Source organism: Hymenobacter sp., assembly GCF_036387835.1.
Classification (GTDB): domain Bacteria; phylum Bacteroidota; class Bacteroidia; order Cytophagales; family Hymenobacteraceae; genus Hymenobacter.
Window position 1 is genome coordinate 28,041 of the sequence record NZ_DASVSY010000050.1, and the last position, 20,392, is coordinate 48,432.

A 20,392-nucleotide genomic window follows, 5' to 3' on the forward strand; every position below is an offset into this window, starting at 1 on the left:
GAGGCGCCTGTACTTCTGGCACCGCTACGCGGCGCAGGCTCCAATTCATCCGTTTTACTACAAACCTTCCGCCGCTACGCGGCAGCTTAGGTTAATTAATGGCTGGCCAGCAGCCAGCAGAGGCTACTCCGGCCGCTCGTTCACGTTGCCGGGGGTTTTCTTGTTTATCGAGATAAATACGCCCACGAACAGCATGCGGGGCGCGGTAGGCGTCACGGCTACGCGGTTGAACTGGCCACTGGCGTCGGGGGTGCTGGCGTAGCGGTAGCCGTAGATGTTCTGGCGGCCGAGCAGGTTGGAGGCCGAGACGTGGATGATGGTGAACTGACCGAACAGGCGCGTGAGGTGGCTGGCGTTCAAGCTCAGGTCCTGATAAGTAGGCAGCACGCCCTGGTTGTAGCCTTGCTGGTTGAGGTCATAGTAGCGCCGGGGGCTGCCGTAGGAAGCGGTGGCGCCGAAAAGCGTATTCAGCTTGGGCACCCAATACTTGCCTACCACCGACACATTGTGCCGGGCGGCGAAGGTGGGCACGGCCGAAACCGGGTCGGTGCGGTACTGGCGGCGGGTGTCGAGGAAGCCGTAGCTCACCCAATACTCCAAGTTCTTCACGGTTTTACGGTCGCGCCAGAGCACATCAAGGCCGCGGGCGTAGCCGGAGCCGCCGTTGTTGTAGGTGGCGGGGTTGTAGGGGTCGTGGCCGTTGTAGCGGGTGAGGTGGTCGTAGGTTTTGTAGTAGCCTTCGGCCTGCAGCAGCTTGCCGTCGTGGTTGTATTGGTAGGTGAGCACCGAGTGCGTGGCTAACTCGAAGCGCAGGTTCGGCTGCACCAACAGCAGGCTGTTGTCGGGCGTTTGATAGAACCGTCCGTAGGCGCCGGATACCGAACTGTTTTCAGTGGTCTGATAGGCCAGCGCTACGCGGGGGGCGGCATTGGCGCGGCCGAGCAGCGCCGAGTACTCCACCCGCGCACCGGCCCGGCCCGCCAGCCGGTCGCTCAACTGGAAATCCGATTCTACGAAGCCGGCCGCGCGCTTTTCAGTGAAGCTGGTTTCGTAGCGAGTACTGGCCTCGGTGAAGTTGGGCTGATACTGCTGCGTCACTTGCTGGCCCACGCCTTCTACGCCGAGCTTGAGGTTCCAGCGGGCACCCGCCGAATCGTTGGTGAGCACTACGCGGCCTACCAGGGCTTGCTCCAAGGTGCGCAGCCGCAGCGTATCGGGCTGTACGTCTTTGTTGTCACGCGAGAGAGCTACGCCAGTTTGCAAGCTCCAGCCGCGGCGCAGGGGGCTGCGGAAAGTGGTGTTGAGGTAGCCGTTGCCGGTTGCAAGCGCTACAGTTTGCTGGCCGGTGGGCTCGGGGCTAGGCTGCCGGATAGTGAGGCGCTGCGTGCTCCAGGTACCGTATACTTTAAGCATACCGGCCTGCCCGGTGCGGTGGCTCAGCTTGATCGAGCTGCTGCCCGAGCGGGGCGCCCGCACCCACTCTACGTTCTGCGGCATCAGGCCGGTGTAAGGCGTTAGGTTGGTATAGTCGGCCGACACGTCCAGCGAGGTTTGCTCCCAGCGCTTCGTCCGCGAAGCACCCACAAACAAGTTGGATAACGATAAACCCGTTTGCGTTTCCGGCGACAGGTCCGTGGAATTCAGGAGCAGTATGCCCGACAAAGCCTGACCGTACAGGGCCGAGTAGCCGCCCGTGCTGAACACCGTGCCCCGAAACAGCGTGGGCGAAAACCGGCCTCGTGCCGGCACGGCGGGCACCGACCCGTTGTAGAAGTTCAACACGGGCAAGCCATCCATGTACACTTTGGTTTCGTTGGCCGCCCCGCCGCGCACAAACAGCATGCCTTCCTCCCCTACTTTAGTGGTACCAGGCAGCGTGTTCAGCGCCCCCGCCACGTCGGCCAGCGCGCCGGCCGTGGTTTGCACGTCGCGGGTGTTGAGGGCGGCGGAGCGCTTCTCGTCGCTAGCCTCAAAGGCGCCGGCCGTCACCACCACCGACCCGAGGGCATGGGGCGTGCCTTTCATTTTTAGGGCCAGCTTCACCGGCTGCCCGCTCAGCGTAAGCGGCAGCTCCTGCGCCTGATAGCCCAGCAAGCTCAGCACCAGCGTAGCACCACCACCTTGCTGCGTCTCGAACCGAAACGCGCCGAGCGTATCGGTGCTGATGCCGTCGAAGGTGCCGCGCAGGAACACGTTCACGCCCGGTAGTGCCTGCCCCGCCGCGTCGCGGACGGTGCCGCTGAGGATGGTAGTAGATTGGGCCCGCAGCCCCGAGGTGGAGGCCAGCAGCAATAAGAAGAGTAGCAGACGTTTCATGGCGGTAGCAGCAAAGTGATGCCCAAAAGTGGGCGGCTGCCGCAGCCAATAAAATTTGCTGTTACCGAAGCGTCGGATTAGGCGGATGAAACGTCATGCAGCACGAAGCTCCCGCTTCGCACATCGTTGCTGACACTGGCGCGGTGCGCACTGGCGCGAGCTTGCAGCGCATGCTGACCTTGGGTAGAGGCTCCGCCCCCACTGCCGCGCAGCGGCAAGCCGGAGCCGCGCCACTGTAGACCTATAGTTCGGATGGAAGAGGCACAGCCTCCTGGTTTGGCTGGTCAAGAGCTGGAAGCTCGCGCCAGGATAGGAGAGCCCGGAGTACCCGATTCATGAAACTGCTCTAGCTGGCATTTTTTGTTTGCTTGGATTTGGCAATCATAAAAATTCCAGCCGAACCAAGCAGAGTCAGGAGAATACCAGTGAGTAAATTAAAACCTTGGGATTGCCTATAGATAACTACCCCATGTAAGTTTATTCCTCTCACCCCCGTATTTATTTTATTAGTAGTCGACACAGTGGGATCGACAAGAAACGTGTAGACACTATTCGCGTGAATATGGTTCAACAATGGGTTGGCTGACAACTGGCGCTTTGTTCCTAAATAGATACCAAATCTATCCTAATAGCCATCAACCCTAAATGTCATTCTATAATTAGGTCCACATTCCGAAACAACCTCAACTTGCTTTGCCAGAATCTTTAAATCTATTTTAATCGAACTACTTCGGCTTAGAATAACTCTATACAATGACAGCAACTCTATAGCAAGAATTGAAATCAAAAAAGCATAACCGATAATCCTTTTCATAGCTAAGTGTGGCTTTAAATATTGCACAAGGATGAATTATTTATAAAATTACGATAATTAAAAAAACACCACGTTAACTTCTATTCCTAATTTTAAACATACCATTTTATCCGCGTCTTTTCTCGCCCTATATAAACTTGCTATAGTTGTTTGTCCAATAGTGTTTAATATAACCCCGCTTATTGTCTTTATATGCTTTGATTGTGATTAAAGGCAACGTTTTGATTAAAAGTTTCTTTTCGTCTCTGACCCTGAAAATGGAAATATCATCTTTGATACCACAACCATCACCTTTGATATTTCCAAGTTTGAAAATCTTATAATCTTTAACATAGAATAAATCACTACCCCACGTCATGTCAGCGCATCCTGATGGATAATATGAATAATAATATACAGTTCCTTTGACTGGTTTTGCTGAAGGAACTTCGCTGAAGCCCGTAAGTTCTTTGAAATTTCCTTTTGAGGGAACAAATAAATAAAGGGTATAGCGGTCTGGCATATTACCGCTCCACTCCAGGTAAATATCCTTGTAGCCGTCCAGATTAAAATCCTTAAACGTAAAACCAAAGAAGTCGGCTTGAGGCAAACTTAGAACAGTATCTCGTTTTTGAGTGATTAAACAAAAGCCTGACTTATCTAATTGTCCAGTGTAACGCCTGCCCTTTATTATAGCAGTCTGCGTCTGCTGTGCTTTCAGTCCAACAGGGAAAGCAATAATTACAATAAAAGCTATATAGAATAAGCAACTCATAAAATTGCAGCTGACGTTAGAATGTTTATAAAGTTGTGGCATTTCAAAAATGGTAGTTTCAATTAACCAAAAAAACAAAATAGTAATTTAAATTGAATAATTGACATCTATTCACAACTTTATAAACACATTATTAGCTGGCAATTTTATTATCGCTTGAAAATCCAATTTATGCGAGAATTAATCTCTGGATAGTTATCTGTACAGGAACTCCCTTCGCAAAAACCTAACATCCACCCAGACGATAATTTATAATAATAACCCCAGCCAGGTTCTTTGGTTAATTCAGTTTGGATGTCTTTTGGCAATTCTGAAAACCTTATTCCAACTTTAAAACCTTCAGGTGTTTGAAACTTCTTATCCCGCGTGGCCAAGTAAATCGTGTTATTGCCTCTTGTAACTAAATCAAAATCACACCCATTAACTTTGATTATCGTACAAGATGAAACTTGTCCGCTTGATACTATAGTCATTTTATCAAATGAAATATTCGGTATTGTATCAAGCTTTGAATTGCTATTATCTATTTTCTTTATCTCCGGCCGATGTGTAATTCCCGGATATTTTACACTTACTAACTTTTGATTTAAACTACCTGTTAATTGATGAACTTTATCTTGTCCAATATCATGGCAAGAGCAAATTACAAATACCAATACAACTAATAAAACAGATGATTTCATAAAATGTCAGCTAACATTTGGATTGCCGCTACTAAGTGCACTGCAAGTAGCGTCAATCTGTCCATAGTACGCTACTGAGTAGCGTAATCTGTACCAAAATAAGTGGGATTACGCTACCAATAGATCTGAAGACTGAAGCGGAACAGCGGGTCGACCTCTCCAAACCAGCCGCTGCCGGACCAAAAGCCCCCGAAGCACCACCAGACGACCTCAACGCCTTGCTGCTGGTTTGCATTATGGTGCGGCTCCCTATCTTGTGCTAGCCTACTTCTAACCCCGTAACGCCATGCACATTACCTCCCTCAATATTGGCCTGCCGCAAGAATATGAATGGCACGGCCGGCAGGTGCGCACGAGCATCTTCAAGCAGCCCGTGGCCGGCCCCGTACTGGTGTATGCCGAACACCTGGCTGGCGACGGGCAGGCCGACTTGCGGGTGCACGGTGGGCCAAACAAAGCGGTGTACGCCTATCCGCAAGAGCACTACGCCTACTGGAAGGACTACCTGCCCGCGGCCAGGCTGGTGCCGGGAGCGTTTGGCGAAAACCTGACGACGGTTGGTCTGCTGGAGAGTGAGGTGTGTATCGGCAGCTTATACCAGATAGGCACGGCCGTTCTGATGGCGTTTCAGCCCCGCCAGCCCTGCTTTAAGCTCGGTATTCGTTTGCAGGACGACGGCATGGTTCGGCAGTTCGAGTTGGCGCGGCGCAGCGGCATCTACTTCCGGGTAGAGCAGGAAGGAATCGTGCAGGTGGGCGACGCTATTAGCTTGCTGCAGGCTTCGCCCTACGCCGTTACCATTCAGGACATAGTGGATAACAATGCCTCCGGCCCCAAAGACCTTGATAAGATTCAGGAGATTCTAGCCATGCCGTACCTGTCGGCGTCGTGGCGGGAGCGGTTCACGCGTATGGTGGCGGAAGGCTCGAATTGAGGGAGATACGAGGCCCAAAGGGCAGGCTTTGAATTGCTTGAAACAACCGTCGGCTTCGGCTACATCTTCACGTCTATGTCCAGCCCATTTGCTCCTCTATTTGCGCACATAGCCCGGTACGTGCCCCTGAGTGCTGCCGAAGCCGACACGCTGCAAACGTATCTGACGCGGCAAACCATTGCCCGCAAAGAGCATCTGCTCACGGAGGGGCAAATTTGCCCGGCCAACTACTTTGTGCTGCGCGGCTGCCTGCGCACCTACCTCGCCACCGAGAAAGGCAACGAGCAAACCATTCAGTTCGGCATCGAGGACTGGTGGCTAACCGATTACGCCAGCCTCGACACGCAGACGCCTTCGCAATTCTATATTCAGGCCGTAGAAAACACGGAGGTGGTAGTGCTTGATAGGCGTGTGCAGGAGGAAGTGTTCAGCCGACTACCGCAGCTAGAGCGTTATTTCCGCCTGCTGCTGCAGAAGTCGACCGCAGCGGCGCTGTTCCGCATCAAATTCATCTTTAGCTTATCGGGCGAAGCACGCTACCATCATTTCAACTCAACTTTTCCGGGCTTTGTGCAGCGGGTGCCACAGTATATGCTGGCTTCTTATTTAGGATTTACGCCGGAGTTTCTCAGCAAAATCAGGGCGAAGGTGAGCCACACGTGAGACGTTCATTTCTTGAACTAGATTAAGTTTTTTTCGGGCGCTGCGGCGGAAATTTGATGCATACTTCAACGCCCGCTAAACCCCAAGAAGATGCGTCTCAACATCCAGCACACCGAACCCGAAGCCTATAAAGCCATGTATGCTCTGGAGAAATACCTCGGCACCTCCCGGCTCAGCGGCACGCACAAAGAACTGATTAAGATGCGGGCCTCGCAGATAAACGGCTGCGCCTACTGCCTCAACCTGCACTCCCGGGATGCCCGCAAAGCCGGCGAAACCGAGCAGCGGCTGTACCTGCTGTCGGCTTGGCGCGAAACCACTTTATTCACCCCCGAAGAGCAAGCCTTACTGGCCCTGACCGAGGAAGTAACTCTCATCGGCCAGCACGTATCTGACGCCACCTATCAGCAGGCTGCCGCCTTGTTCGATGAGCACTATCTAGCGCAGGCTATTATGGCCATCGTAACCATCAACGCCTGGAACCGCATTGCCATTTCAACCCAGTTACCTCTCGATGCCGGAACGCCGTAGAGACGTGACACTTCATGTCTCATCATTAAACGACCCGTCCCTACGCACAACGGCTCCCGTACAGTACATAGTACAGGAGCCGTTGTGCGTACTCACTAATAGCACAGAATGTAGCGCGGAAGCCACAGGAAATCTGTTCCGCGACGAGCAACGCGAGTATATAGCACTGCGCCGCGTGGCTCATACGCGTAGGGACTCGCGTTGCTCGTCGCGGAACAGATTTCCTGTGGCTTCTGCGCTACACCACGCTAGTCAGCGTTGCCGGTGGCGCCGTCGTCAGTGAATTCGCCTTCGTTGTTGGGGTTGTGCACGGTGGATTCAGCCACTTCATTGTTTAGGGCCACATCAACCGGGGCTTCGGTGTTAGGAGCCGTTGGGTTGCCCGACTTACCAGCACCCGAGGCTTTAGCGCCGCTTTTCTTACCCGTCAAAAACGACCAGTCGACTTTGTCTTTGGTTAGATAGTAGGCGCCCGCAGCGGCAGCGGCTACACCTGCTCCTACCAGAGCTGTTGTTTGGTTTTTGCTTAGTTTATTCAAGCTGATCAGCTTGTTGATGCCGTTGGGTTTAACAGCCGTTGTCTTTTTGGTTTTGTTTTTTTTCTTGGTCATGGCCTTGGTGTGTAGCTAAATGCTAGGTTGAAAGGAAGGGTGTTGAATTAGGAGCCGGTGGAGGCCTGATTGATAAGCAGCAGAAAGCGAAAGACAGCCCGTCACATTCCTCTGGCTGCGCCGTAGCAGCGTTATACGGCAGCAAGGCAAGATGGTGCCACTGATTTCACGAATTCAGGCCTACTGCCTTGTGTTATTGGCGTTTTGAAGCGCAGTTTATTTCAACTGCCAGCTGCTTTTCCAGGCAACCGCCATGCTAAGAAAACGACCGGCGGCAAGGTCGACCATAACATAATCCGCTGCCCGAGAGTAAGGAAAGCCGCCTTTCAAAGAAAACTTTCTATCTGACTTTCCCTAGAATTCATGCGGTTACGGCTTGTTGTTTTGTGTGGAATGTGGGCGCTGCTGCTAAGCCAGGCAGTGGCCCAAACCGTAGTGGGTCCGCAGGGCGAGCAATTCACCGAGCGAGTGGTAGCCCGCCAGCTCAGCGACCCGTGGGAAATAACCTACGGCCCCGACAATTTTCTGTGGATGACCGAGGCCAAAGGCTACCGTGTCAGCCGCGTTGACCCGGCCACGGGCGCCCGCAAAGTGCTACTGGACGTGAGTAAGGAGCGGCATTTCCCGCGCTACGACAAGATCCCGGACGCGGTAGACGGCGGCAAGCCCTGGCCGCAGGGTGGCCTGATGGGTCTGGCGTTGCACCCGCAGCTGTTGCAGGGCCAGCCCTACGTGTACCTGGCTTACATTCACTCGTTTGCGGGTGCCAACCAGCCTGGCAGCGGCAGCGCCCCCAACCACGGCGGCAACTTTTTCACGGCCCGCCTGGTGCGTTACCAGTACGATGCCGCCACCCAAACCCTAAGCCGCCCCCTGGTGCTCTGCGACACCATTCCGGCCAGCAACGACCACAACGCCGGCCGCCTGCTGATAGCCCCCGTTGCCGGCCGCAGCTACCTGTTCTATTCGGTGGGCGACTTGGGTGCCGGCCAGTTCGACAACGGTGGCCGGCCCAACCACGCCCAAAACCCCAACTCCTACGAAGGCAAAATCCTGCGCTTCAACCTGGAACCTGACGCCGACCCCAACGCCGCCGACCGTTGGTTACCCAACGATAACCCATTCAGCACCAAGCAGCAAAGCGCGGTGTGGAGCCTCGGGCACCGCAACCCGCAGGGGTTAGCCTACGCCGTGGTGGGCGGCAACGGCCGACTGTACTCGTCGGAGCACGGGCCGTATTCCGATGATGAAATCAACCTCATCGAGAAAGGCAAAAACTACGGTCACCCGCTGGTGCTCGGCTTTGCTGATGGCAACTACAACGGCCTGGCCGCTGCTGCTTCCGAGCACCCCAGCCTGCCGGGCCCCTGGCACACCACCTACCCCACCATCGCCAGCGAACAAGCCAACGCCAAAGCCCTCGGCCCCACTTACCGCGACCCGCTGGCCACGCTTTACCCGCTCAGCCACGATTTCCTGACCACCGTACTCACCCGCACCCGCAGCCACGACCCCGACGAGCCGACCTGGAACTCGGAAGCCCCGAGCAGCCTAGCCGTTTACACGGCCAATGCCATTCCGGGCTGGCAGAACTCCCTCTTGATTCCAACCCTGAAACGGGGCAAGCTGGTCCGCCTGAAACTGAATGACGCGGGCACCGCCGTCGCCAGCGACACGGTGATGTATTTCAAAGCGCCCGTCCGCTACCGCGACGTTGCTGTTTCGCCTGACGGCACCAAACTCTACCTCGCCACCGACAGCGCCACCGTCACGTCCGGCCCTTCTCAGGACGCGCCCAAGGGCACGGTGTGCAAGGGTTGTCTGCTGGAATACACGTATGTACGCGGCGGCTCCGCCACCAATCCGCCGGTATCGGCCCGCGAGCCAGTGAGTTCAAAGCAAGCCTTGCAGGAAGCTACCGCCATGGTGCAAAAGCTGCAACCGAAAGACCGCCGCGTGAAACGCGCTGGTTTGCCGCCAGCGCAACGTCCGGTCTTCGATTTGCTGCTCAAACCCACTCTCACCGCGCAGGAAAAGGTGCGGGCGCAGCAGAATGCCCCTGCTTTATTAGCCGGGCTCCGGCAGCAGTGAGCCAGAGGGGTGAACAGAGACAATAAACCGCTCTGCAAAGGCGCCGCCAAAGCAGCTCGCGTGTTTACGTTGCCAAGCTAACTGTCATGCTCTATCTGACCTTACGCAGGCGAGTTGTTCTGACGGAGCCTCACCCCCTAGCCCCCTCTCCTACGGGAGAGGAGGAACTAGCTTCTAGCTTTTTAAAGGCTGTTTGCGTTACGTTTTCGAAATCACCGAACGATGTAGTGACACCTCTCCGCGTCTCATCGTTGAACGACCATCGGCTACGCAAAGAGGCGTCATTACACCGTTCTAGTCGCTCTTCTGTTAACTCAAATAGCTTTTTAGAGCTAACAGCTTAACTAAAGCTAGTTCCCCCTCTCCCCTAGGAGAGGGGGCTAGGGGGTGAGGCCCCGCCTGAACAACTCGCCTGCGGAATAGCAGTTGTTGTGCCGGCGTACGGTACATCAGAAAATACGTAGCACCTAGGCTAGACTTCTGGTTGCATTTTACTCCCTTTCCCATGCATACCCGCCTGATACCTTCCAGCCAGCAGCCACTTCCCGTTATCGGGCTAGGTACCTGGCAGACGTTCGATGTCCGTAGCACTTCCGCCTATCCGCCGTTGCAGCAAACCCTGGCTACGCTGCACGCGGCCGGGGGCACCGTCATCGACTCGTCGCCGATGTACGGGCGGGCCGAGGAAGTGGTGGGCGACTTAACCAGCCAGCCGGAAGCGCCAGACGCCTTTTTCTACGCCACCAAAGTTTGGACGCAGGGCCGGGAGGCGGGCATCCAGCAGATGGAGGATTCGTTGCGGAAGCTGCGCCGCCCCAGCATCGACCTGATGCAGATCCATAACCTGGTAGACTGGAAAACCCACCTCCGGACGCTACGCGACTGGCAGGCCGCGGGCAAGGTGCGGTACGTGGGCATCACGCACTACACCGACGCCATGCACGACGAGCTGGCCCGGATTCTGAGTTCGGAAACCCTGGATTTCGTGCAGTTCAATTACTCTATCCTCGACCGGCACGCCGAGAAGCGGCTATTGCCGGTGGCAGCGGAGCGCGGGGTAGCTACGCTTATCAACCGGCCTTTTACCGAAGGCAATCTGCTACTGCGGGTGCGCGGCAAAGCCCTGCCCGGTTGGGCCGCCGAGCTAGGGATTACCAATTGGGCGCAGTTCCTGCTTAAGTTCCTCGTGGCTCACCCCGCCGTCACGTGCGTGATACCCGGCACGAGCAACCCCGCGCACCTGGCCGACAACCTGCTGGCAGGCGAAGGAGAATTGCCGGACGAAGCTACGCGGGAGAAAATGGCCGCTTACGTGCGAGGGTTGTAGGCCGTGGCCCAACTCCGGGAGAGAGGATAATGCCAACGGCATCCAAGGGGAATCGAAAGTTTAAAACTTGTCACAGCTAGGCAGCAACCAGCCTGTTGTGTGGTTATGACTGCCTTGTAAGCCAGGGAGTTAGTGCAGCTGAGCTTGTTGCTTTTTACGGTTTAGGTCGGTTGTCCTTTCGCTTTACTCGACTATAACCACTTGCTATTCAGAGCGTAATCTTTGGAACAGGGCGTGAGAATGTTATTGCAAAAGCCACTTCATTTCTTTCTAATTCGGGCCTTGACAGGCACCCGGTAAGTGGAAGTGTGTGCCTTGTTTCCTGCCCCCTATATCAGACCAACTCACCTCTTTATTCGCATGAAGCTCAAACCACTCGACCAACAGGTAATCGTTATTACGGGCGCATCCAGCGGCATTGGGCTGGTAACGGCGCGCATGGCGGCTCGGAAGGGCGCGACCGTGGTGCTGGCCGCCCGCAATGCCGACGCCATTCGCCAACTTGCCGACGAAATAAACAGCCAGGGCGGCGCCGCGCTGGCCGTACCTACCGATGTCGGCAGCGAGGAAGATATGTTCCGGCTGGCCGCGGCGGCGGTAGCGGAATTTGGCACCTTCGATACGTGGGTGAACAACGCAGGCGTGTCCATCTTCGGCCACTGCGACGAGGTCAGCATCCCCGACATGAAGCGCATGTTCGACACCAACTATTGGGGCACGGTATATGGCTCGCGCCTGGCCGTGGAGCACTACAAGCGCCGCCAGGAACCCGGAGCCCTGATCAACATCGGCAGCTTCTTTGGCGACCGGGCCACGCCCATTCAATCCACGTACTGCACGTCGAAGCACGCCCTGCACGGCTGGACCAACGCCTTGCGCATGGAACTGGAAATAGAAAAGGCGCCGGTTTCGGTTACGCTCATCCACCCCGGCCGCATCGACACTCCTTACAACGAGCACGCCCAAAGCTACTACAAGCACCAGGTAGCGCACCGGGGCATGGTGTACCCGCCCGAGACGGTGGCCGAGGCCATCTTGTTCGCAGCCGAGCACCCCAAGCGCGACATGTACGTAGGCTTCCAGGCCAAAGCCCTGGCGGCAGTTGGCCACCTGGCCCCGCGCCTCATGGACAAGATTATGGAGGTCCTTATCTATCCCACCCAAATTGACCCCAAGCGCCCCTCGCGCAACCACGAAACCTCGGGCCTGTACCATGCCGGCTATGGCCTGCACGAGCGAGGCTCGCACGAGGGTTGGTTCCGCTCGAGCAGCTGGTACGTGAAAGCTCAAAAGCATCCGCTGCTGACCGCTGCCGCCGTTGCCGGCCTCGGTACCGCCGCCTGGCTGCTCGGCAAATCCGCTGATGGCCAAGACAGCCAGGCGATGGCACCGCCAGAGCAGGAGGCCATTAATCAGGGCGAGGCAGCTCCGGTTGTAATCGAAGAAGTGGAGGTTACGGTGATAGAGGTTTTTGGCGATGTTTAATCGGTGGCTACCGGGAACGGCTGCAGCCCACTGCTCGCGCTTGGTTTGCTGACGAAGCGCTTGCCCAAGCCTATTTCAGCGCAGGCGCATGCTTACTTCGATTTGCTGGCTTTTCCGGCCATCATGGGTTTAGCCGCCTGGATGTGGCCCCGCAACCGGAAAGCAGCTTTGCTCGTGGTGGCCAATGGGCTGCTGGAAGGCACCACGGCGGCCATCACTTATTTTCCGCCGCCCGGCCCGGTTCCACTGATTAATTTTCGCGCCCACGTCAAGATTGGGCTGATGGGTGCGCCGCTGTTCCTGGCAACCAGCAGCTGGGTTCCTGGCATTCCTTGGGCTGACCGCAGGATAGTGCTGTTGCTAGGCGCTTTGCCTATCGTAGTGAATGGCTTAAGCGACACGAGTAGGCCCCACTAATCATCTTGGTTGCGTTAAACAACAAAGCAGGCCCCGGTAGTTTATGATACTGCCGGGGCCTGCTGCGTAACCATCATTCGCTGAATGAGGTAAGTCTAACTGCGTGTAGCGCGGAAATCCGTTCCGCGTCGAGCCGCAGGCGAGTATCCGGTTCTGCGCCGTGCGGCCTATACGCGCAAGAACTCGCGTTGCTCGTTGCGGAACAGATTTCCGCGCTATACTTTCAACCATCAACCTACTGCTATGAAAAACTTTGATTCTTTTTCTTCTGCCTCCCGCCGCGAATTCATGCGCACGTTATCGTTGGGCCTGGGGGCCACGCTGGTCGGTAGCTCGGCTTTGGGCGGGTCGTTGTCGTGGCTAGAGGATGCCAGCTACGGCCCGGCCAGCCTGGAGGCTTTGCAGGCCGGCAAGCAGCTAGGCGTGGCGCTAGTCGGGTTGGGCGGGTATAGCGCGGGGCAGCTGGCGCCGGCTTTGCAGCAAACCAAGCTTTGCAAGCTCGCCGGCATCGTGACGGGGACGCCAACCAAGGCCGCCAAGTGGAAGCAGCAGTACCAGATTCCCGACCAGAATATCTACGACTACAAAACCTTCGACCGGATTGCCGACAACCCCGCCATCGACATTATCTATATCGTGTTGCCGGTAGGTTTGCACGCCGAGTATGTCGAGCGGGCGGCGCGGGCGGGCAAGCACGTTATCTGCGAGAAGCCCATGGCCACTTCCGTCGCCGACTGTCGGCGCATGATAACGGCCATGCAGAAGGCCGGCAAGAAATTCAGCATTGGGTACCGCCTGCACTTCGAGCCCCACAACCAGGAAATGATGCGCCTGGGCCAGCAGAAAGTGTATGGCCCCATCAAGACCATGAAAGCCGACAATGGGTATCACGCAAGCAACAAGTCGTGGCGGCTTGATAAAGAGCTAGCCGGCGGCGGGCCGCTCATGGACATGGGCATCTACTGCGTGCAAGGCATCGTGTACACCAAAGGCGAACTGCCGGTGTCCGTCACGGCCAAGTTCGGGCCCAAAACCGACCCGGAGCTTTTCAAGGAAGTGGAGTCCAGCATCAACTGGCAGATGCAGTTTGCCGACGGGGCCGTGGCCGACTGCCGCACCAGCTACGCCGAAAACATGAACAGCCTGCTCCGTGCCGACGCCACCAAAGGCTGGATGGAATTGCAGCCCGCCTACGGCTACGGCGGCCTCGATGGCCGTACCAGCCAAGGCCCCATGAACATCGAAAACGTGCCCCAACAAGCCCGCCAGATGGACGACTTCGCCGACTGCATCCTCAACAACAAGCCCACCCGCGTACCCGGCGAAATGGGCCTCCGCGACATGCAGATTATCGAAGCCATTTACCGCGCCGCCCAAACCGGTCAGAAAGTCTCTACCAAAGACGTAGTAGCCGTGCTCGACAAGGTAAGCCCCAAACTCAAGCAATAGCCGTCTGTCCTACCAACATCCCGCGCCTCAAGCGGCGTGAAGCATCTGGCTTTAGCTAACAGCCCGTTTTGCCTTATCGGCCGTACTGGCGTTGCTGGTATGAAACGATGTAGAGACGCGACACTTGGCTATGCCGACCTTCGGTTCGCGTCTCGTCGTTGCTGACGTTGTTTAGCCAAGGTTGTCCCTTACCAGCCGTTCAATGACGAGACGCGAAGTGTCGCGTCTCTACAACCGGGTGGGCAGGATACTTTGGCACGCGGACACGAGGTAGAACAGGATGGTCAATACAAGTATCAACTTCGCCGCTTTCCGGACTACTGCCGCGGTGTTACCGGGTACTTCTCGAACATCTCGGTGATGCCCTCGTTGATGCGGGAAGTTAACTTTTCCGGGTCTTTGGAGAGGGTGCTGGCGGCCACGCCCTGCCAGATACGCTCGTTGCGGGCCGCATCCACCACATCGACGGTGGCGGTGCCTTCGGCGTAGGTACCTACGGGCACTTCCTGGCTCTGCCAACGGTACCGGCGCTGTCCGATATAGAGGGGAGCATCATAGATAGTCGTTTGCCGAGTCTGTGTTTTTTCTTGGGTCACGACCCCGATGTTGACCAGCAGATCCGGAGAGTCGGAGCGTTGGTAGCCGCGGCGCTCCAGTTCCCGGCTCACGGCGCTTTTCAACGCTTCAATGCTGGTAGTGGGGCCCTGAAAAGCGGCTTCGTTGCGCGCCGTTACGTCCATGAAGTTATAGGTTTTGTAGGTTGTGAAGTTAACGCCCGGAGTTTGAGTGGTTGACTTCACGCGCACCGGGGAGCAAGCTGTAAAAGCCAGCAGAAGCAGCAAAAGAAAGGTTTTCATAGGTGGTAAAAACTGATGTGAATGGATTACTAATGCCGGGTGGCATATAGGCTGTAAGGGCAGGTAGCGCGCAAATCCTGTGGCTTCCGCGCTACATCTCACGTAGCTCGATGGAGCGGCATTATGAGAAGCCCAACACCGGATGCGGCTGGTACAACTCCTCTAGCCGCTTGATTTCCTGGCCCGAGAGCCTCACTCCTACCGCCGCCACGGCATCCTCTAAGTGACCGGGCTTGCTAGCCCCTACGATGGGCGCCGTAATGACGGGCTTGGCCAGCATCCAGGCCAGCGCCACTTGCGCGTTGGGCAAGCCGCGCTCCTTAGCTATTTCTGTCACGCGGTCAGCCACTGCAAAATCGTCGTCGCGGCTGTAGAGGCTCTTGCCGAAAGCGTCGGTTTTGGCGCGCTCGGTTTCGTTACGTTCCTTGCTGCGCCCACCCGTCAGCAGCCCCCGCGCCAGCGGCGACCAGGGAATCACGCCGATGTTCTGGTCCTGGCACAGCGGCAGCATTTCGCGCTCCTCTTCGCGGTACACCAGGTTGTAGTGCGGTTGCATGCTCACGAAGCGCGTCCAGTTGTGCTGGTCGGCCAGGTATAAGGCTTGGGCGAACTGCCAGGCAAACATCGAGGAGGCCCCGATGTAGCGGGCCTTACCAGCCTTTACCACGTCGTGCAGGGCTTCCAGCGTTTCCTCGATGGGCGTGTTGTAGTCCCACCGATGGATTTGGTAGAGGTCTACGTAGTCGGTGCCGAGGCGCTGGAGGCTGGCATCAATGGCGCTCATAATGTGCTTGCGCGAGAGGCCTCGCTGATTAGGACCGGGGCCCATGGGGTTGTATACTTTGGTGGCCAGCACAATCTCGTCGCGCTTCGCAAAGTCGCGCAGGGCGCGGCCCACTACTTCTTCGCTGGCGCCATTCGAATACACATCGGCGGTATCGAAGAAGTTGATGCCCAACTCCAAGGCTTGCTGAATGAAGGGGCGGCTTTGCTCCTCGTTCAGGGCCCACGGCCAACGGTCGGTGGGCGTGCCGTAGGTCATGCAGCCCAAACATATTTTAGAAACTTCAAGGCCGGTGCCTCCCAAGCGGATGTAGTCCATGCGGTGTGTGGTTGAAGGCCCGCCAAGTGGCCAAGGTTGTGTAGGCTTTATACGCAGGACCTGCCGCCAACGCTGTAGCAGTTATGCGGCAACTCGTGCAGACGTTCCCGTATTCAGCATCCATCTTTGCATTTCGCCTACTTTTCGCTCATGACCCTCACCTGGACCACCAAGCCCTTCAACGCCCTCACCCTCCCCGAACTCTATGCCGTGCTTCAACTGCGCTCCGAGGTATTCGTGGTCGAGCAAACCTGCGCCTTTCAGGACATGGACGGCCAGGACCAAACAGCCCACCACTTACTCGGCCACTCCGAAAGCGGCGAGCTAGCCGCCTATTCCCGCCTCTTCGGCGCCGGTGTTGTTTACCCCGAGGCCAGCATTGGGCGGGTCGTTGTAAACCTTAAATTCCGCCGCTATGGCTTGGGCCGGGAATTGCTGCGCCAGTCTATTGCAGCCGTAGCCGAGCTGTTTGGGGAGCAGCCCATCCAGATTGGAGCACAACTCTACCTAAAGGAATTCTACGAGAGCTTCGGATTTCAACAGCACGGGGAAGGCTACCTGGAAGACGGCATTCCGCACATTCATATGGTGCGGCTCTAAAGCAAAAGGCCCGACTAACGTCGGGCCTTTTGTATTAATAAACGCTAGGAAGGAGAATCAGATATTCAGCTTTACGAGCTTCATCCCGAGTTGCTTCTGCTTTTTCAGATAATCTACCATCATCACGTAACCTGGTTTGGCCGGGTACACGAACGAGTTAGTAGCTGTGCTAGTGCCATCAATTTTGTCGACTGCGAACTTACCGTTTTCGCCGAAGGCAATGTTACCAACTATCTTCTTGGTCGCTTCGCCCTTCTCTTTGTCGTAGTTGATATATACCACGTTGAAGAGGGAGTTGGCATCACTGCGCTGCATAAACTGGTAGTCGAAACCGCCAATTGCCTTGATATACTGCCCTAAGAGGCCCGCGCCCGCGAAGCCCGCGCCACCCGGCAATATCACTTTCGAAACATCCTTGGTGTAGCACTTGACATCGGTCAGCTTGTAGGCCGGGTCGAGCACGAACACTACCATGTTGCCGATAACCCCTTTAGAGCCACCGCCACCCGCGCCCATCAACGACATAGCGACGTCGAGGCCTTTACCGGCAATTTTATACTGCTCGCTCACCACGTACGTGTTGCCGTTGGCGCCCTTCAGGATGGAGTGCGTAAAGTTCATGAAGCCATCTTCCATGCCTTGCCGGGCTTCGGCGGGCATGAGGCCTTTCACTTCTTTCTGCCAGTTGTAGGGCTTGATGCCCACCAGTTTGCCGTCCTCCCCAAAGCGCTTGATATAGAAGCCCTGGCTTTTGTTGACGAAGGGCTTGTCTTCGGGCTTATAGTATTCGCCTACGGCCACAAATTCGTGGTTAGAAGCGTCATACGTGAAGGAGCTCAGCGAAAGTTGCTCGGATTTACTGGATTCTACGGCTTGGTCGAGCACTTTCTTACCCGTAGCCAGGTCGAAGGCCACCATGTAGGAATCAAGCTTCTGCGACATTGCCCCACTCTTGCGCAGCACAGTGCCAATCATGTATTTATTTGTGCTTTCCGAGATGATAAGGGTTTCGAGATACTTGGATTTAGGGTCCGTCTTCTGCCGCCATTTTAGTTGCAGGTTGTTATCGTACATCTCCAGCTCGTAGTGCTTGCCATCAACGTTGACACGCGCAAAGCCTTTGTCGGCTACCGGGCGCAGTTCGAGCCCTCCAAACGGCATTCTGCCTTCCCCACCTTCACTACGCATCTGAAAGTCGATGGCTATCAGCTGCTGCCTGTTTACTTCGCCCACTACCTTCGACGCCAGCTTTTTAAGATTGGTATCATAGGTTTCTATTTCCATTGTTTTCTCTTTGTGATTGTAGAAATAGAGTGCAAAGGTGGAGCCGTTGAAGGCGTTATCGAGCAGGAAATACTTGCCCGCTGGCTTCTGAATGACCACGGTCGATACCTTGTTCAGGTCCTGGTCGTAGAAGTCGAGGTGGTAATTGTCGTTTTTGCGGTCGGCTTTATCAGCCTCGCTATACATCAGATAGCCCTTTACCTCATTGCCGGCATAAATAGGAGATATACTGGAGCGAGGCACTCGCTTAACGCCCTCCAGGGTCTGGGTTTGGGCATAGGACGCGGCCACAGCCGAGAGGGTGAGCACGGCCGTCAGCAGCGTGCGTTTAAATTGAAACATAGAAGTAGAATTGTTGGATTAGGTGAGCTTACTTGCGTTTGACGTTGGAAACAGGAGTTGGAAAAAGCAGCGCCGAGAATTTTCCGCTCTTGTACTGTGCGAGGTACTGCTGCCGTAAAGCGGCGGTTTGGGTGGGATTTTCGGCCAGGACCGCTGCCGCATAGCGGGCCGCCAATGCGTATTCGTCGGCAGCGGAAGGTGGCGCTGTTAATTGCTCGAAACAGGTGCTCAGGCCTTTGAAGTCGGTGCTGTGGAGGTTATAGAGCGTATTGAGCAGTTGGTTGAAATTCTCCGGATTGTGCGTTGCCACGTTGGATACTACTTCCGTGAAGCGGTGCGTAACCAGGTGCTCGCGCAACTCATACAAACTCAGCTGCACCACCGAACGGAGATAGGCGTTTTGCGGCTCTTCTCGCAACAGCAGCAGCGCATCGAAAAGCGCATGGTCGTAGCAGTCGGTATCAAACCAGCTTTGCACCACTTCCAGCCGGCTCATGGCGCGCAGGCGGGCAAACTCCGGGGTTACCACTTGCGTCCCCTCGGCCACTTGCCCCTGCGCCAGTTCCCGGATGTAGCGCATGCGCTTCACACAATCAGGGTGCGACTTGAGTGTGTCGGTGGTTTGCAATACGCTTTTCTCGGGCGCTTTCACTGCAAAAATGGACTGCGGCTTGGCCGGAGCAGTTTCGAAGGTTTTCGGGAAGCTGGCGCACTTGAAGTAGCGAGCCATTTCCAGTTGGTCTTTAGACGCTGGCTCGTCTATTTGGTCGAGCAACTGAAGGGCGCGGTGAGCTTGGGGAGCGTCGTAGGAAGTGCGCTTCAGCAGCACGTAGCCCAAGGAGTCTGCCTGCCGCTCGTGTTTGCGCTGGTGGTAGGTGTTATCCAGGGAAAGGCCCATCACCAACGCTTTCATCTTGGAGTTGATGTTGTACTCGGCCTGCACAATGCGGCGCACTTCCCGCTTCAGCTCCCGGCTGTGCAATACAGTGAGGCGCTCGGCAATAGACGCTTCCATATGCCGGCACTGCACATGGGCCAGCTCATGACATAGAATAAAAGCCAATTGACTTTCATTTTCGAGCGTTGGCAGCAAGCCCACATTCAAAATAATAGTGCCGTTGCCAACGGCCCGAGCATTGGGCTCCGGATTTTTGGCGAGTATCAGTTGGGTGTTGGACAGCTGCGGATTGGCCTTCACCACTTGCTGAAACACTCGCTGCACAAAATTATTCAGCACCGGGTCGAGCAAAGCCGAGTAGCGTATGGAATTGTATACTTCCGATGAAGCCTCCAACACAATGCGCTTGTAGTGGTCCCGGTACTCGCCGTTGCCCGTCTTGGGTGCGGCAAAGTGAGTTCGCACGGCATTGCGTTGGGCCACCGCCAGTTGGTATACTTGGGTGGTATCAGGCGAATAAAATGGAAAGTAGGGCGCGTCTTGCGCTACGGCTGCCCTAGTGCTGACACAGAGTAGCAGCCAACCAAAAAAGTATCGGAGCATAATAATGGAATCCGGCTTAATTCCGGGCAAAGTATAATTATATAGAAATCCAAAACTAAGGCATATTATTGGTATAATTCAAATTAATTGGAATATATATTTTTACTATTATATTTTTCCCGCTAAAGTGTTACGTGGTCTTTACAGGATTATGCTGTATATAATTTGACCAACGAAGTTAGAACTGTACTGACATTGGGTCTGCTATGTTTTCCCATGCTATTTGCTTATTACTATTATTGTCACTTAGCATAGCCACTAGCCTAGCAAGTTTTAATCTTCTAACTCACTTTGTGGCAGTGAATTGGTAGATGTAGCGCCCTCTCCTTCCTTAAGATAATATGGTGAGCATACCGCCGTGGCCCTTACCCACAATATCGTGGCTAAGCGAGAGGCCCAGCCAGTACCTTCTCCTATCGGCTTAGCGCCTATCCACCTAGGCCGTCCTGCGGAGCTGATCGATGCCTCTCTGCCGCTTCGTTGCCCTAACCTTGCTTCCGGCGGCTCCGCATGACCGTCCTTTTTTACTGCCTATTCGGCTAGGCTCTTAGTGGTGATGAGGGTTTCGCTCTCCGCCGTGGCGGTAACCGCTGCCACGGGCCAGCAGCTGCGTATAGATAGCGACCAATAC

General features: G+C 55.6%; 18 protein-coding genes. 10 read left to right on the forward strand and 8 right to left on the reverse strand.

Annotation, left to right across the window (positions count from 1 at the left end; all coding sequences use genetic code 11):
- Positions 1-123: 123 nt before the first annotated feature.
- Entirely contained in the window at positions 124-2,316 is a 2,193-nt protein-coding gene (locus VF639_RS09960) for a TonB-dependent receptor (protein WP_331145749.1), read from the reverse strand.
- A gap of 95 nt (positions 2,317-2,411) precedes the next feature.
- Between VF639_RS09960 and VF639_RS09965 the strand changes: the two genes are divergently transcribed.
- A complete protein-coding gene (locus tag VF639_RS09965; protein WP_331145750.1) occupies positions 2,412-2,555 on the forward strand; it encodes a hypothetical protein in 144 nt (47 codons plus the stop codon).
- A gap of 702 nt (positions 2,556-3,257) precedes the next feature.
- On the opposite strand, the gene VF639_RS09970 is transcribed toward VF639_RS09965, so the two are convergent.
- Positions 3,258-3,926 carry an XAC2610-related protein gene (locus VF639_RS09970; RefSeq protein WP_331145751.1) on the reverse strand — a complete coding sequence of 223 codons (669 nt, stop codon included), beginning with the start codon at positions 3,924-3,926 and terminating at the stop codon, positions 3,258-3,260.
- Positions 3,927-4,033: 107 nt separating this feature from the next.
- Complete coding sequence (locus VF639_RS09975; protein WP_331145752.1) at positions 4,034-4,567, reverse strand: hypothetical protein; 534 nt, start codon at positions 4,565-4,567, stop codon at positions 4,034-4,036.
- 286 nt (positions 4,568-4,853) lie between these two features.
- On the opposite strand from VF639_RS09975, the gene VF639_RS09980 reads away from it, so the two are divergent.
- From VF639_RS09980 to VF639_RS09990, 3 genes are all read left to right on the forward strand, one after another.
- Positions 4,854-5,501, forward strand: a complete 648-nt coding sequence (locus tag VF639_RS09980; RefSeq protein WP_331145753.1) for an MOSC domain-containing protein — start codon at positions 4,854-4,856, stop codon at positions 5,499-5,501.
- 75 nt (positions 5,502-5,576) lie between these two features.
- Positions 5,577-6,164, forward strand: coding sequence for a Crp/Fnr family transcriptional regulator (locus VF639_RS09985; protein ID WP_331145754.1), 588 nt, complete (start codon positions 5,577-5,579; stop codon positions 6,162-6,164).
- 90 nt (positions 6,165-6,254) lie between these two features.
- Positions 6,255-6,695, forward strand: coding sequence for a carboxymuconolactone decarboxylase family protein (locus tag VF639_RS09990; protein ID WP_331145755.1), 441 nt, complete (start codon positions 6,255-6,257; stop codon positions 6,693-6,695).
- 248 nt (positions 6,696-6,943) lie between these two features.
- On the opposite strand, the gene VF639_RS09995 is transcribed toward VF639_RS09990, so the two are convergent.
- Positions 6,944-7,306: a hypothetical protein gene (locus tag VF639_RS09995; RefSeq protein ID WP_331145756.1), complete on the reverse strand. Its 363-nt coding sequence runs from the start codon at positions 7,304-7,306 to the stop codon at positions 6,944-6,946.
- Positions 7,307-7,669: 363 nt separating this feature from the next.
- On the opposite strand from VF639_RS09995, the gene VF639_RS10000 reads away from it, so the two are divergent.
- The 5 genes from VF639_RS10000 (at position 7,670) to VF639_RS10020 (ending at position 14,075) form a co-directional block, all read left to right on the forward strand.
- Positions 7,670-9,397: a PQQ-dependent sugar dehydrogenase gene (locus tag VF639_RS10000; RefSeq protein WP_331145757.1), complete on the forward strand. Its 1,728-nt coding sequence runs from the start codon at positions 7,670-7,672 to the stop codon at positions 9,395-9,397.
- Positions 9,398-9,902: 505 nt separating this feature from the next.
- Complete coding sequence (locus VF639_RS10005) at positions 9,903-10,724, forward strand: aldo/keto reductase (protein ID WP_331145758.1); 822 nt, start codon at positions 9,903-9,905, stop codon at positions 10,722-10,724.
- 360 nt (positions 10,725-11,084) lie between these two features.
- Positions 11,085-12,209 carry an SDR family oxidoreductase gene (locus VF639_RS10010; RefSeq protein WP_331145759.1) on the forward strand — a complete coding sequence of 375 codons (1,125 nt, stop codon included), beginning with the start codon at positions 11,085-11,087 and terminating at the stop codon, positions 12,207-12,209.
- A 45-nt stretch (positions 12,210-12,254) separates the two neighbouring features.
- A complete protein-coding gene (locus tag VF639_RS10015) occupies positions 12,255-12,626 on the forward strand; it encodes a hypothetical protein (RefSeq protein WP_331145760.1) in 372 nt (123 codons plus the stop codon).
- Positions 12,627-12,869: 243 nt separating this feature from the next.
- Positions 12,870-14,075 (forward strand): Gfo/Idh/MocA family protein, encoded by a 1,206-nt coding sequence (locus tag VF639_RS10020; RefSeq protein ID WP_331145761.1) that lies wholly within the window; start codon positions 12,870-12,872, stop codon positions 14,073-14,075.
- Positions 14,076-14,392: 317 nt separating this feature from the next.
- Here the strand turns inward: VF639_RS10020 and VF639_RS10025 are convergent, their stop codons facing one another.
- Positions 14,393-14,932 carry a DUF4136 domain-containing protein gene (locus VF639_RS10025; RefSeq protein ID WP_331145762.1) on the reverse strand — a complete coding sequence of 180 codons (540 nt, stop codon included), beginning with the start codon at positions 14,930-14,932 and terminating at the stop codon, positions 14,393-14,395.
- A 121-nt stretch (positions 14,933-15,053) separates the two neighbouring features.
- The gene (locus tag VF639_RS10030) at positions 15,054-16,034 is read right to left on the reverse strand and encodes an aldo/keto reductase (protein WP_331145763.1); all 981 of its coding nucleotides are present in this window, start codon (positions 16,032-16,034) and stop codon (positions 15,054-15,056) included.
- A gap of 126 nt (positions 16,035-16,160) precedes the next feature.
- Here VF639_RS10030 and VF639_RS10035 point away from each other — a divergent pair, with 126 nt between their 5' ends.
- A complete protein-coding gene (locus tag VF639_RS10035) occupies positions 16,161-16,634 on the forward strand; it encodes a GNAT family N-acetyltransferase (RefSeq protein ID WP_331145764.1) in 474 nt (157 codons plus the stop codon).
- Between the two features lie 57 nt (positions 16,635-16,691).
- On the opposite strand, the gene VF639_RS10040 is transcribed toward VF639_RS10035, so the two are convergent.
- Entirely contained in the window at positions 16,692-18,260 is a 1,569-nt protein-coding gene (locus VF639_RS10040) for a DUF6770 family protein (protein WP_331145765.1), read from the reverse strand.
- 28 nt (positions 18,261-18,288) lie between these two features.
- Positions 18,289-19,761, reverse strand: a complete 1,473-nt coding sequence (locus VF639_RS10045) for a M48 family metallopeptidase (protein WP_331145766.1) — start codon at positions 19,759-19,761, stop codon at positions 18,289-18,291.
- Positions 19,762-20,392: the final 631 nt, after the last annotated feature.

Excerpts from the sequence above, each read along its gene's own strand:
- VF639_RS09960 (WP_331145749.1), bottom strand. The coding sequence starts at position 2,316 with ATGAAACGTCTGCTACTCTTCTTATTGCTGCTGGCCTCCACCTCGGGG.
- VF639_RS09965 (WP_331145750.1), top strand. The coding sequence starts at position 2,412 with ATGCAGCACGAAGCTCCCGCTTCGCACATCGTTGCTGACACTGGCGCG.
- VF639_RS09970 (WP_331145751.1), bottom strand. The coding sequence starts at position 3,926 with ATGCCACAACTTTATAAACATTCTAACGTCAGCTGCAATTTTATGAGT.
- VF639_RS09975 (WP_331145752.1), bottom strand. The coding sequence starts at position 4,567 with ATGAAATCATCTGTTTTATTAGTTGTATTGGTATTTGTAATTTGCTCT.
- VF639_RS09980 (WP_331145753.1), top strand. The coding sequence starts at position 4,854 with ATGCACATTACCTCCCTCAATATTGGCCTGCCGCAAGAATATGAATGG.
- VF639_RS09985 (WP_331145754.1), top strand. The coding sequence starts at position 5,577 with ATGTCCAGCCCATTTGCTCCTCTATTTGCGCACATAGCCCGGTACGTG.
- VF639_RS09990 (WP_331145755.1), top strand. The coding sequence starts at position 6,255 with ATGCGTCTCAACATCCAGCACACCGAACCCGAAGCCTATAAAGCCATG.
- VF639_RS09995 (WP_331145756.1), bottom strand. The coding sequence starts at position 7,306 with ATGACCAAGAAAAAAAACAAAACCAAAAAGACAACGGCTGTTAAACCC.
- VF639_RS10000 (WP_331145757.1), top strand. The coding sequence starts at position 7,670 with ATGCGGTTACGGCTTGTTGTTTTGTGTGGAATGTGGGCGCTGCTGCTA.
- VF639_RS10005 (WP_331145758.1), top strand. The coding sequence starts at position 9,903 with ATGCATACCCGCCTGATACCTTCCAGCCAGCAGCCACTTCCCGTTATC.
- VF639_RS10010 (WP_331145759.1), top strand. The coding sequence starts at position 11,085 with ATGAAGCTCAAACCACTCGACCAACAGGTAATCGTTATTACGGGCGCA.
- VF639_RS10020 (WP_331145761.1), top strand. The coding sequence starts at position 12,870 with ATGAAAAACTTTGATTCTTTTTCTTCTGCCTCCCGCCGCGAATTCATG.
- VF639_RS10025 (WP_331145762.1), bottom strand. The coding sequence starts at position 14,932 with ATGAAAACCTTTCTTTTGCTGCTTCTGCTGGCTTTTACAGCTTGCTCC.
- VF639_RS10030 (WP_331145763.1), bottom strand. The coding sequence starts at position 16,034 with ATGGACTACATCCGCTTGGGAGGCACCGGCCTTGAAGTTTCTAAAATA.
- VF639_RS10040 (WP_331145765.1), bottom strand. The coding sequence starts at position 18,260 with ATGTTTCAATTTAAACGCACGCTGCTGACGGCCGTGCTCACCCTCTCG.
- VF639_RS10045 (WP_331145766.1), bottom strand. The coding sequence starts at position 19,761 with ATGCTCCGATACTTTTTTGGTTGGCTGCTACTCTGTGTCAGCACTAGG.